At 53.4% G+C, this 11,800-nt stretch carries 11 protein-coding genes and 1 pseudogene; 8 read left to right on the plus strand and 4 right to left on the minus strand.

All coding sequences use genetic code 11. The annotated features are described in order from the left end of the window. The first annotated feature begins 58 nt into the window (after positions 1–58). The 3 genes from VK70_RS09185 to VK70_RS09195 are packed head-to-tail and all read left to right on the plus strand — an operon-like array spanning position 59 to position 1,433. Positions 59–412, plus strand: coding sequence for a VOC family protein (locus VK70_RS09185; protein WP_025694385.1), 354 nt, complete (start codon positions 59–61; stop codon positions 410–412). A 15-nt stretch (positions 413–427) separates the two neighbouring features. Then, entirely contained in the window at positions 428–871 is a 444-nt protein-coding gene (locus tag VK70_RS09190; protein ID WP_051504983.1) for a GNAT family N-acetyltransferase, read from the plus strand. A 34-nt stretch (positions 872–905) separates the two neighbouring features. After that, positions 906–1,433 carry a GNAT family N-acetyltransferase gene (locus VK70_RS09195; RefSeq protein ID WP_036638824.1) on the plus strand — a complete coding sequence of 176 codons (528 nt, stop codon included), beginning with the start codon at positions 906–908 and terminating at the stop codon, positions 1,431–1,433. A 159-nt stretch (positions 1,434–1,592) separates the two neighbouring features. Here the strand turns inward: VK70_RS09195 and VK70_RS09200 are convergent, their stop codons facing one another. Further along, positions 1,593–2,915 carry a hemolysin family protein gene (locus VK70_RS09200; RefSeq protein WP_036638821.1) on the minus strand — a complete coding sequence of 441 codons (1,323 nt, stop codon included), beginning with the start codon at positions 2,913–2,915 and terminating at the stop codon, positions 1,593–1,595. 144 nt (positions 2,916–3,059) lie between these two features. On the opposite strand from VK70_RS09200, the gene VK70_RS09205 reads away from it, so the two are divergent. Continuing rightward, a complete protein-coding gene (locus tag VK70_RS09205) occupies positions 3,060–3,794 on the plus strand; it encodes a DUF1836 domain-containing protein (protein WP_025694382.1) in 735 nt (244 codons plus the stop codon). 150 nt (positions 3,795–3,944) lie between these two features. Further along, on the plus strand, positions 3,945–5,087 hold the full coding sequence (locus VK70_RS09210; RefSeq protein WP_179945335.1) for an MFS transporter: 1,143 nt from the start codon (positions 3,945–3,947) through the stop codon (positions 5,085–5,087). 21 nt (positions 5,088–5,108) lie between these two features. On the opposite strand, the gene VK70_RS28520 is transcribed toward VK70_RS09210, so the two are convergent. The 3 genes and pseudogenes from VK70_RS28520 to VK70_RS27115 form a co-directional block, all read right to left on the minus strand. Next, positions 5,109–5,435 carry an alpha/beta fold hydrolase gene (locus VK70_RS28520; protein ID WP_025694380.1) on the minus strand — a complete coding sequence of 109 codons (327 nt, stop codon included), beginning with the start codon at positions 5,433–5,435 and terminating at the stop codon, positions 5,109–5,111. 62 nt (positions 5,436–5,497) lie between these two features. After that, on the minus strand, positions 5,498–5,719 hold the full coding sequence (locus VK70_RS29485; protein WP_201778750.1) for an alpha/beta fold hydrolase: 222 nt from the start codon (positions 5,717–5,719) through the stop codon (positions 5,498–5,500). Next, positions 5,698–5,832, minus strand: a pseudogene (locus tag VK70_RS27115) (helix-turn-helix domain-containing protein); the annotation flags it as partial. The pseudogene VK70_RS27115 and the gene VK70_RS29485, both read right to left, overlap by 22 nt. Positions 5,833–6,169: 337 nt before the next feature. Here VK70_RS27115 and VK70_RS26425 point away from each other — a divergent pair. The 3 genes from VK70_RS26425 to VK70_RS09235 are packed head-to-tail and all read left to right on the plus strand — an operon-like array spanning position 6,170 to position 11,618. Beyond that, on the plus strand, positions 6,170–8,098 hold the full coding sequence (locus tag VK70_RS26425) for a TerB N-terminal domain-containing protein (RefSeq protein WP_158454058.1): 1,929 nt from the start codon (positions 6,170–6,172) through the stop codon (positions 8,096–8,098). Positions 8,099–8,106: 8 nt separating this feature from the next. Continuing rightward, the gene (locus VK70_RS09230; RefSeq protein ID WP_046723190.1) at positions 8,107–9,426 is read left to right on the plus strand and encodes an ATP-binding protein; all 1,320 of its coding nucleotides are present in this window, start codon (positions 8,107–8,109) and stop codon (positions 9,424–9,426) included. Next, positions 9,423–11,618: a DEAD/DEAH box helicase gene (locus VK70_RS09235; RefSeq protein WP_046723192.1), complete on the plus strand. Its 2,196-nt coding sequence runs from the start codon at positions 9,423–9,425 to the stop codon at positions 11,616–11,618. The genes VK70_RS09230 and VK70_RS09235 overlap by 4 nt, the downstream gene beginning before the upstream one ends. Positions 11,619–11,800: the final 182 nt, after the last annotated feature.

Below are 11,800 nucleotides of genomic sequence, written 5' to 3' on the forward strand. Positions count from 1 at the left end.
TATATCGAAAGTTACTTTAGGAATATCCAATTCCCATCTTCCAAAGGGGGTAATGACGGTGAACAGTCCCATCCTGAACAAAATCGGTGCTGTTTTTGTCCCGGTCAGCGATATTGAGAGATCAAAAGAATGGTATTGCCGTCTTCTAGGTTTGCCGCTTGATGATGAAATATTGTTCGGACATTTGTTCGTGATCCCGATGGATGGGCCTGCCATTGTGCTTGACAGTAAAATTTTTACGATGGAAAGTGTGCTGAATACGCCACTATTTCACCTGAATACCAACGATATAGACGCCGCTTATGACTTTGTGAAGCAGAGCGGAGCTGAGATACTGACCGATATTGAGCATGATCATTGGTTCAACTTCAGAGACCCGGACGGTAATGTGCTGATGATTTGCCGCAGCTAGGAGGTCTTTTTGTTAATGGAAAAAAGCTTTATCATTAGGGAAGCCGTACCGAAGGACGCCCTCGGGGTTGAGACGCTGTACCGTCTGCTGCTTCCGGATCATCCGGGTGTTGAAGTTCTGCCCGAGCGGTTAAACCAAATCGCAGCGAATCCGGATAGCTTCTTGTTCGTATGCGAGGAAGATAACCGGGTTATTGGTACCGTGCATCTGCATCTCTGTATGGATGCGCTCAGCGGCAACCGCCCTTTTGGTGTTATTGAAAGGGTGATTGTGTCGCCGGATATGCAGGGAAAGGGCTTCGGAGCGGCTTTAATGAGACATGCCGAGCAGACGGCAGTGGAACGCGGCGCGCTCAAAATCATGCTCTCCAGCGCTTCCCGAAGAGGGGAAGCTCATCTCTTTTACGCGGCGCTCGGCTATGATGGGGAAGGAAGCAAGCTTTTTAAGAAATATCTTTAATAACAGATGATTGAACGATGGGAAGTGTACACGGGTGGAAGTGACTTTCAGGGAACTGGTTCCCGGCGATGCCGAGGAGCTTCTTCGTCTGCAGCACAGCCTGGATGAAGAAACAGCCTTTATGCTCTTGGAACCTGGGGAGCGGCAAACCGATGTGCAGCAGGTTCAGGACATGATCGAAGGATTTGTAAGGTCCAAGACATCCAACCTAATCGGAGCGGAGGTGGACGGACAGCTGGCGGGCTATGTTTTAGCCAGAGGTGGCAGCGTAAACCGCAACCGTCACAGCGCTTATCTTGTGATCGGACTGCTGAAGCGCTATCAAGGAATGGGTGTGGGCAGCGGACTGCTGCGGGAGCTTATTGCCTGGGCGGAAGAAAGCGGCCTCGTTCGGCTGGAGCTTACGGTAATGAAGCATAATGAGCGGGCCATTGCCTTGTACACCAAATGCGGCTTTACCGCAGAGGGGACCAAAGTTAAGTCGCTTAAAGTAGACGGCGCTTGGGTAGATGAACTCTATATGAGCAAAATTATCGGCTTCGCTGCACAGGAGAATACATAGGATAGGCGGCTCACCGGCAACCCGGGAGCAGATGGATTGGCTGACCGGACTATCTGATATCGGATGAAAGGACATGCGGGACTAACAAAAAATGCGGCCCCCCTCTAAAGCGAGAACGGGCCGCATTTATCATTGCCTGCTAGAACGCTGATCAGACTTTTACGTGAGAGATTCCTCCATTGTCTCCTCGTGATTTGACCGAACCGCGATCTCCACCTTGCGGATACGGTGACGGTTCATTTCACGGACGATAAGCGTGGTGTCCCCCTCGGTGATTTCTTTGCCGACAGCAGGCTCTTCAAGATGGCTGTACAGCCATCCGCCGATCGTGGTCACTTCGTCATCGTCAAGATCGAGACCTGTCAGCTGACGCACCTCGGGAAGAGACACTTTGCCGTCTACTAAGTAATGGGATTCGCCGAGCTTTTCCACGTTTTTGCGTTCATCAGCGTCAAATTCATCCCGAATCTCGCCGACGATCTCTTCCAGGATGTCCTCGATCGTAATCAGTCCGGAGGTTCCGCCGTATTCGTCAAGCAGGAGAGCGATATGAACTTGTTCCCTCTGCATGCGCGTCAACAGCGTCTTAACAGGCGTAACCTCGGAAACGGTCATGACAGGTTGAATAAGATCTTTGAAATTGAAGCCGGGATTATTGTCATATTTGAGATACAACTGTTTCGTATTGATTATCCCGACAATGTTGTCCTTATTACCATCCGCCACCGGAAAACGGGTATACTGCTCTTTACGGATAATATCCAGATTCTCTTGAAGTGAGTTGTTGGTATAAAGGCAGACCATATCGGTACGCGGAACCATGATTTCACGGGCCAGCATTTCGTCAAAAGCGAAAATGCGGTTGACATAGCCGTATTCGGCTTTATTGATCTTGCCGCTCTCATAGCTCTCGGACAGAATCAGACGGATTTCTTCCTCCGAGTGCGCCTCTTCATGCTCGCTGGCCGGCTTCATCCCGAACAGGCGAACGAGAAGATTGGCGGAACCGTTAAGCAGCCAGATGAAAGGAAACAGGATGCGATAGAACCAGATAATCGGTTTAGCGGTCAGCAGACTGATTTCTTCGGCTTTGTTGATGGCTGCGGTCTTCGGTGCGAGTTCGCCCATAACGACATGCAGAAATGTCGCAATAAAGAAGGCAAGCACGAACGATAGGACATGGCTAAATTCGCTGCCGATGCCGGCCCAGTGGAAGAACGGATAGAGCAGCTGTTCAAAAGCAGGCTCCGCTAGAGCACCAATCCCTAAGGCAGTAATGGTGATGCCAAGCTGGCAGGCGGACAGATATCCGTCCAGATTGGCGGCAACCTTTTGAACAGCAATCGCATTTTTACGTCCTTCCAGCACCATTTGGCTGATCCGGCTTCCCCGCAGTCGCACAACTGCAAATTCCGTAGCTACAAAAAAAGCGGTAAAAACAATCAAAACGGCCACCAACGTCAGACTAAGTCCTATACCCATATAATCGGTACCATCCCTTTCCTTCGTAAAATAGGTTATACTCAAATTATGAGTTCATATGAACTTATTGTACGAACTTTTCGGTTATATTTCAAATCTCCTGCATTAATTATAAAGTCCATGACTAAAGGAGGGCTGACGGCTATGGAATCCTTTACATTAACCCGAGTGGAGATGTCCTCGCTGCTGCTTTCGATTACCGGAACGTCCGGCCACACTCCGCTGCATATTTTGCAGGAAGCGTGGACAAAGCTTCATCAGCGAGAGATGAGGGAAGGGGCACCGCTTAACGCGTTTTTATCCACAAATATTCCTTCTATTTTGCAAAAAATAATCAAAGGCGGGAAGGCCAAAGGTCTGTCCCTTCAGGAAATTGCCGCGCTCGGAGCGCTAATTGAGTATTCCACAATTTCCATTACCACTATGCAAAATTGGGTAAAACGCGATTTCAAAGAATATCTGGGCGCGCCCCTTGAAGGGAAGAAATATTCGATCAACCAGGCGGCCATGCTGTTCATGATTGACGATCTGAAATCTTCGCTCGACTTCCGGAGCATTAGCCAGCTCTTCCGCAAGCTGTTCCTGAAGCCGGAACGGGACGATGACGATCTGCTTGAGCCTGTTCAATTGTATAGCGCTTATGCCTCACTGTTCGAAGAGAACAGAGACAGCGAAGAACATCAACAGGACAAGCCCTGGGGGGGCGAAAGATTAGCCCATGCGGCTGAAACGGCAGTAAAACGGCTGTCTCACCTGAACCGTCCTCAAAGAGAAACCGTACGAAACTCGCTATTAATCGCGGTGATCTCGGTTCAGGCCTGTTATTTTCAGACGCTTGCTAAGCAGTATTTCAATGCCTCTGTGTTTCTGGATTTCTAGTCTGCTATCAAATACGGGTTTCAATCGATACAGGGTAAGATTATATACAATTACGTAGATGGAACATGGGGGGACTATAACGTGGAAGCAAATAGATTGCTAAAAAACCCGAAGCAGCGCAAGCTGCTCTTCAGCGCAGGCCTGAGCTGGATGTTCGACGCGATGGACGTCGGCATGATTTCTTTTGTCGTAGCGGCGCTTGCCAAGGAGTGGGGCCTTAAATCGGAACAAATCGGCCTGCTGACCAGCATCAACTCGCTCGGAATGGCTGCGGGTGCGGCGGCTGCGGGCATAATGGCTGACAGATTCGGACGGAAAAATATTTTGCTCTGGACGCTGGTCATCTTCTCCGCAGCCACCGGGTTGTCGGCTCTGGCCGCAGGTTTTGCCATACTGTGCGTGCTGCGTTTCATTGCAGGCTTCGGACTTGGCGGCGAGCTTCCCGTCGCGTCCACGCTCGTATCCGAGAGCGTCGAGCCTAACGAGAGAGGCCGGGCGGTCGTTCTGCTCGAAAGCTTCTGGGCGCTGGGCTGGATTGCTTCCGCGCTGATCGCTTATTTCGTTATCCCCTCATACGGCTGGCGGCTTGCTCTTATTATCGGAGCGGTTCCGGTCCTGTATGCCCTTTATCTCCGGCGGGCTATCGACGATTCTCCCCGGTTTGCAGGAATCCGCAAGGCGCCCGTTCCATTCAAGACGCGGTTCGCCTCGGTATGGTCGGCAGACTACCGCAAGTCAACCGTTATGCTTTGGATCCTGTGGTTTACGGTCGTCTTTTCTTATTATGGGATGTTTCTATGGCTGCCATCGGTGATGGTACTGAAAGGCTTCAGCCTTGTCCGGAGCTTTGAATACACGCTGATCATGACGCTGGCGCAGCTTCCCGGTTATTTTACGGCCGCTTATTTCATTGAGAAGTTCGGGCGCAAATTTGTGCTTGTCGTCTACTTGTTCTTTACTGCTGTCAGCGCGGCCTGGTTCGGCTTCGCCTCATCCGAGGGGATGCTGATTGCAGCAGGGATCTGCCTGTCGTTCTTCAATCTGGGCGCGTGGGGCGGAATGTATGCCTATACACCGGAGTTGTACCCGACGGCTGTCCGCTCGACGGGAGTCGGAATGGCCGCGTCTTTTGGCCGGATCGGCGGCATTATCGCTCCGCTGCTAGTCGGTGTGCTTGTCGGGCAGTCCGTCGGCATTTCGTCCATTTTCCTGCTGTTCTTCGCCACGATTATCGTAGGCGCCATAGCCGTGCTGTTTCTGGGCAAGGAAACGAAGGGAATGGAGCTGATGTAGTTTATATCAGGGCAGCAAAACCTATATTTTTTTCAAAAATTCATTGAAATATCCATAAAACTCTTCTTTGTTTCCTAAATGCACATTGTGATCGGGATGCGACACTTCATGGGCGAGGCAATTCGGGATTAGAGATTGCATTTTGCCAAAATCCTCGTCGGAGATGGCATCATTGCCCTTTGCTCTGATTAACAACACCGGACACTTGATGCCCGGTAATAGATGGAACCAGCTAACATCATACGCAATACCGGCAGCCATAGCCTGAGAGCTGAACATCATCTGATATCCCTCTACCGTTTCGACTAAACTATTCATGAAATATTGATAGCTCAAATCCGAATCCATGGTTTGCCGAATAAAATCCTGGGCTTCAGTTAAGCTGGAAAATGGTAATGGCCAATCTTTGGTCAAAGGATCAGTGGTTGGGATTCTAATAGCTCAATCATGTCTTCAGCCATTTCTTCAGCCGTATATTTCGAAATAGGTTTACTGCTCAATCCGTGTCCCCTTTGATCCGGTGCGATAATTCTGTATTGCTGCCCATAATGCTCAATAAAATCAACCCAGGTTTCCGCTCTGCCCCATCTTCCATGAAGGCATAGAATCTTGCTGCATAGGTTTCGTTCCATTTGATTAAGAAATGATTGAAGACAAAACGGCAACAGCCAAACATTCGATGGATGAGTTGCCATTGTTCCGGGTTGGGATAGATGCGATATTTGTAAGCTTTATGCACCATCATGCCACAAAGCCTCCTTTCGTACAGGATAGTTTCATAATAGCACATATGTTCGCTTTAAGGCAAAAAAACCGCCGATTCATCTCCTCCCTATAGAGGAAGGAGTCTTCTCGGCTTTTTAGATAAAAGAGATCGATGCTCTTCAGCTTCGCAATGTTTCTGTGGATTTTTGTTTTTTTCATATCCATCATTCCTCGATTGGTCTTAATTTTATTTCTGCTATTCATTATAATCCGAATAAATGTTCCCATGATAGGAAGCATATCATATAATTCATGATATAATGGGAGGAACTAAATGGGCGGTTCTTGGACTGCCGGCAATGGAGCGGGATGGATCGATGAGCTATGACGACAAACCGCATTTCTCGGAGCTAATCTGGGAAGGCGATGAAAAAAATATGGCGGTGCCTTCGCGCGAAGACGTTCGGGCGGAAGAGGCGAAACGTTCAGCCAAGGCGGACAAGAACCGGAGCTTGGCGGAAAAAAGCCGGGGTCTGCCTGAGAGGCCCGAGCAGCTGAAGCTGTGGGATTTGGAGCTTCCCGGGCGCCGCGAAGAGAAGCGAAGCGGGCGTATTGGCGCGGCTGTGCCCCGAAGAGACGAGACTGTACATTCAAAAGAGGGCGATCCCCGGAAACAGGTACAGTCTTATGAGGATCGGTATCATACTGCATCGGCAATCGAATCCCGAAAGGAGGAGTTCCCAGCTGGCTGGGAGATTTCTTCTCAGATAAATCGTTCCGTAACGGAACAGGCGACGCATCCATACGCCGGTCCGGGAAGGGATAACGAGTTAGCTTCCGTCTCCAGGCCGGCCACGACGGAAAGCCAATTCGTAGAGCGCGCAAGAGAGCTGGCCGATTACACCGAGGCATCGGCGGAATTCGTCAAGTTCAAGAGCTATTGGCCAACTTACGGGCACATGACCGGTCCGCAGACGAAATGGTACTTTTATTGGCGGAATGAAGTCCGGCACGGCCGTTATCCCGAAACCGATCTGTCTTATATTTTTCTGCATGTATATGAGCTGATCAATGGCGTCGGCTGGGATACGCCGCAGGACGGCCATGAACAGCTATCTGGGTTATGGGAAGCTTACCGGGGCACCTTCAAACGTCTGGATCACTATCTTGGCGGCTGGATTGCGGATTTCTCCTTTATCCACGAGTTGGATATTCCGCTGAGGGAAATTGTCGTCCGGGCCAAGGGGCTGGGCGGTGACCTCGCGGAGCTGGAGCTGGCGCGCTGCCTTACGTTCGCTCCGGAGCAGCTGACTTTGCCCGCGCTGTCCTTGATGTCGGACTATGACATAACCAAATCGAAGTTCTACACGGGTCCCGGAAGCCAAGCGCTGGAACGTTTTGTTCCGAAAGTAGTGGCCCTAATTGACGCATATGTGAGGCGCAAGCACGGCACCTCGCTGCTTGAAATGTTCCCCCCGGACCCTCCGGTGACAAGGGAGCGCTACTTATTTCGCAGCGCCGTCTATGATATTTCCCTGTACGGCTATTCTGTTCTCGTACCTGTCGCCCGTGTCAGCAAATCGCCGCCGCTGCGCAGCCTGGTTACCCGGCTGTTCCGGCTTACGGAGAATAAGCTCCGCGCGCTGATGGACTTTCGGGGCCGCCTGAAGGGGATTTCTATTGATAAAGAAATCGAGGAACTTGTCGGCAAATTCCTTGAACGGGAATTCCGCAACGCGCAGCTGGAAGAGAAAGGGCCGGACATTGTCATAGATCAGGACAGGCTGGAACAGCTGCGCAGCGACTCGGATGCCGTCCGTCAACTGCTGATGGTGGAAGAGCCTGCTGAGGAGAAGCCTTCCGTTGAACGGCCTGTGACGGACCTGTCAACTGTGGACGGACCTGTCGCATTGGGGCTATATGAGCAGGACGGTGAAGAACAAGAATGGGAGCGGATAAGCGCCGTGCATTCTGCCGATGATGGGGCAAGGGTTCCGGAAAAGCAGGAGCCTGCCGAAGCGCTTGCACCGTTTGGCGGACCGCAGAATACGACCTCAGCAGCTGGAAACGAATGGGAATCATTGGCCGACGCGCTTAGTCCTTTGCAGCGTGAAGCTGTTCTGGCTCTCTCCGGACCGGAAGGTCCGGCTGCGCTGCACAGATTAGCCGCCGCCCACGCGGCGCTGCCTGACCTGCTGATTGACGAAATTAACGAAATCGCAATGGATTTGCTTGGCGACCTGCTAATCGACGGCGAAGAGCTCTCGCCCGAATATGCATCCATGCTGCACTTTTTTAAGAGGTGAGACCTGAAATGAACGAACTTAAAATCCCAAAAAGAATGACAACGGCGCTGGTCAATTCCCTTACGGCAGGCGTTGTGCCGCGAATCGGACTGGAGCATGTCGCCGTCGGCCGCCGCGCAGAGATCGAATCGATTCTGCGAGACCTTGACAACATTGCCGAGGGTGGAGCCGCATTCAAGCTCATTACGGGCAAATACGGCAGCGGCAAAAGCTTTCTGCTGCAAATGATCCGCAACTATGCGATGGACCGCGGCTTCGCGGTTGCCGACGCGGATCTGTCTCCCGAGCGCAGACTCGTCGGCACCAAGGGACAAGGACTGGCTACATATAAGGAGCTGATGAGCCACTTATCGACCCGTACCCGCCCGGACGGCGGAGCGCTGGAAGCCGTGCTCCAGAAATGGATTTCTTCTCTTCAGCAGAAGATTATGCAGGAACAGGGGATGGACCCTGGGAATCCGGCTTTTGCCGCCGAAGTCGAGAAAGAGATTTATGCCGTTGCATCGGCTATGCGCAGCCTTGTGCACGGCTTCGACTTCGCCAAGGTGCTGGCGGCTTACTGGAACGGCCACAAGCTCGGCGACGAAGACGTGAAACAGGAGGCGCTGCGCTGGCTTCGCGGCGAATTCGCCACACGCACGGAATCCCGCAAGGCGCTGGGCGTTGGCGTCATTATCGATGACGACAACTGGTACGACTATATGAAGCTGTGGGCGGAATTTTCCGCAGCCATTGGCTACAAAGGGCTGCTGCTGTTCATCGATGAAGGGGTCAACCTGTACAAGATCACGAACAGCGTATCCAGGCAGAGCAATTATGAGAAGCTGCTCACCATGTTCAATGACACGATGCAGGGCAAGGCGGAGCATCTGGGGATATTTCTTGGCGGAACGCCGCAATTTGTCGAGGATCACCGCCGGGGGCTGTTCAGCTACGAGGCGCTGCGGTCCAGGCTTGTGGCCGGACGGTACGGAGCCGCCGCTCCGAGTAATTTCTCGGGGCCGATCATTCCGCTCGATATGCTGTCTTCCGAGGAGATTCTAGTATTGCTGCAACGACTCCGGGATATTCATGCGCTGCATTATGGCTATGCCCCTGGCTTAACCGACGATCAGCTTGTCCATTTTATGGAAGAAGCCTCGTCGAGGCTCGGAGCGGATGAGCTTCTGACGCCCCGCGAGCTCGTGCGCGATTTTATGGATCTGCTGCATACGCTGCACAGCAATCCGGAAGCCTCTTTTGCGAGCCTAGTCGGAGAACGGACCGGCAAATCCGATGAAGGCAAGGACCCATCGATGGATGACCTGCTGGCGGAGTTTGAGCTATGAGCGATAACCCGTTTTACCGGCTTGCACCGTTTATTAAGGAGTTTATTTACAAAAACCGCTGGGAGACGCTCCGCGAAGCGCAGGTGGATGCCTGCCGGGTGCTGCTGGAATCGCCGGATCATCTGCTGATTGCATCGGGAACCGCATCCGGCAAGACGGAGGCGGCATTTTTCCCTGCACTGACGGAGCTTTACGAGAAGCCCTCTTCTTCGGTAGGGATACTATACATTGCCCCGCTTAAGGCGCTGATCAACGACCAGTTTACCAGGCTGAACGACCTGCTGCTGGAGGGCGGTATTCCTGTCTGGCATTGGCATGGCGATGTGCCGCAGGCCGAGAAGACGAAGCTGATGAAGAACCCCTCCGGTGTGCTTCAGATAACCCCTGAGTCGCTGGAAGGCCTGCTGATGAACCGTCCAAATGCCATTCCGGCGCTGTTTGGCGATCTGCGCTTTGTCATTATTGACGAAGTGCATGCCTTTATGGGCGCGGACCGGGGAATCCAGGTGCTCAGCCTCCTGGCAAGGATCTCCCGTATGGCGGGCTGTTCGCCGCGCCGAATCGGGCTATCCGCTACGCTCAGCGATTATGGCACCGCCACACACTGGCTTGCCGCAGGGACGCGGGAGCAGGTGCAGGTATCCGCGCCGCAGGGCGGGAGGAAGCTTCGGTTGAGTGTTGAGCATTTTTCTTTTCCCGATGCGAGGGACGAGAAGCAGTCCGAAGCGCTGGAGCTTGCCCGCAAGGCGTATTATGACTATATTTACGACCACACCCGGCTCAAAAAAGCGCTCGTCTTCACCAACAGCCGTACCGATGCGGAAACGGCGATCCTTGAAATGAGGCGCATCGCGGCGAAGCGCCAGGAGCCGGACGTGTTCCACGTCCACCACGGCAGCATTTCCGCGATGCTGCGGGAGGAGGCGGAAGCCGCGCTTCGCGAGGGCTCCGGTGCGGCGGTCGCCGCAGCGACGCTCACGCTGGAGCTGGGCATCGATCTTGGCCAGCTGGAGCGGGTCATGCAGCTCGGGGCGCCGTACAGCTGCTCCAGCTTCGTGCAGCGGCTGGGCCGCTCGGGTCGGCGGGGCGACGCCGCCGCGGAGATGATGTTCGTCACGCCGGAGGAAGAGGACGAGGAAGCGCAGCTGCCGGCGCGCATGCCCTGGACACTGCTCCGGGCAATCGCCGTTATCGAGCTGTATGTGCGGGAGAGATGGGTCGAGCCGCTGATGGTCCGGCAAATGCCGGTCGGGCTGCTGTACCACCAGACGATGAGCATCCTGAAGAGCATGGGTGAGGCAGAGCCGGAGGAGCTCCGCGATGCCGTTCTCTCACTGCCTTCTTTTAAAGGGTTCAGCGAAGAGGATTATGATGCCTTTATGGCTTACCAGCTTGGAATGGGGCAGATTGAGCAAATGGACGAAGGCAGTCTGTTGATCGGGCTTGCCGGTGAGAAAATCGTCAACAATTTCCGCTTTCTGGCCGTCTTCAAGGACGATGAGGAGCATGTCGTATATAACGGAACAGAGGAAATCGGCTCGATTACAACTGTACCGCCGCCGGGTTACTGCTTCACGCTGGCTGGCAAGCTGTGGAAGGTGGAAGAGGTCGACAACCGCCACAAGGCGGTATATGTGAAGGCTTCGCGCGGCAAAGTCGATACGCTGTGGCTTGGCGCAGGCGGCGATGTGCATACCCGGATTATGACCAAAATCCGGGACATTCTTGGCGATACGGCGCTGTACCCGTATCTCGCGCCGAGAGCGGCGGCCCGGCTCGAACGGGCAAGGCGGCTGGCGCGGGAGAGTGGGCTGCTTCAGCGCTCCGTGCTTCCGGCGGGCGGCGACTCGTTGTTCATTCTGCCCTGGGCGGGCAGCCGGACCTTCCGCACGCTGGAGCGGCTGCTGAAGCATCAGCTGACGCGTCCGTTGGGGCTGCGCTCGGTAGTGCCGATGGAGCCGTACTACATGGTCGTCGCCGGTAAAGCCGACGCTGACTGGCTGGAGGCTTCCATCATGGAAGCAAGCTCCGGCGGACTCGACCCGCTTGCGCTGCTGTCGCCGGGCGAAGCCCCATACCTCGGAAAATACGACGAGTGGATTCCCCAGGATCTGCTGCGCAAAGCTTTTTCGGTGGACGGTCTGGATGTCCCGGGCTTCCATGAAATGGTTAAACGTTGGCGGATGGACTAATCTCATTCCAAGAGCCATTACCAAAAAACTCCCGATCCGCTGGTATCAGCAGATCGGGAGTTTTTGCTAGGATCGTGTAATATACATGTCATTTGCAGCTTATTCCTTCTGCTCATATCCTCGCACTCAACGTTCACCACTTTTGAGCACCCCGTGAATTTCCCCGTCTTCGAGTACAAGCT

Origin of the sequence: Paenibacillus durus ATCC 35681, assembly GCF_000993825.1 — a bacterium.
GTDB lineage: Bacteria > Bacillota > Bacilli > Paenibacillales > Paenibacillaceae > Paenibacillus_AQ > Paenibacillus_AQ durus_B.

Coding starts and splice junctions, on each gene's coding strand:
- VK70_RS09190 (WP_051504983.1), top strand. CDS start 428: ATGGAAAAAAGCTTTATCATTAGGGAAGCCGTACCGAAGGACGCCCTC.
- VK70_RS09200 (WP_036638821.1), bottom strand. CDS start 2,915: ATGGGTATAGGACTTAGTCTGACGTTGGTGGCCGTTTTGATTGTTTTT.
- VK70_RS09205 (WP_025694382.1), top strand. CDS start 3,060: ATGGAATCCTTTACATTAACCCGAGTGGAGATGTCCTCGCTGCTGCTT.
- VK70_RS09210 (WP_179945335.1), top strand. CDS start 3,945: ATGTTCGACGCGATGGACGTCGGCATGATTTCTTTTGTCGTAGCGGCG.
- VK70_RS28520 (WP_025694380.1), bottom strand. CDS start 5,435: ATGGATTCGGATTTGAGCTATCAATATTTCATGAATAGTTTAGTCGAA.
- VK70_RS29485 (WP_201778750.1), bottom strand. CDS start 5,719: ATGGAACGAAACCTATGCAGCAAGATTCTATGCCTTCATGGAAGATGG.
- VK70_RS26425 (WP_158454058.1), top strand. CDS start 6,170: ATGAGCTATGACGACAAACCGCATTTCTCGGAGCTAATCTGGGAAGGC.
- VK70_RS09230 (WP_046723190.1), top strand. CDS start 8,107: ATGAACGAACTTAAAATCCCAAAAAGAATGACAACGGCGCTGGTCAAT.
- VK70_RS09235 (WP_046723192.1), top strand. CDS start 9,423: ATGAGCGATAACCCGTTTTACCGGCTTGCACCGTTTATTAAGGAGTTT.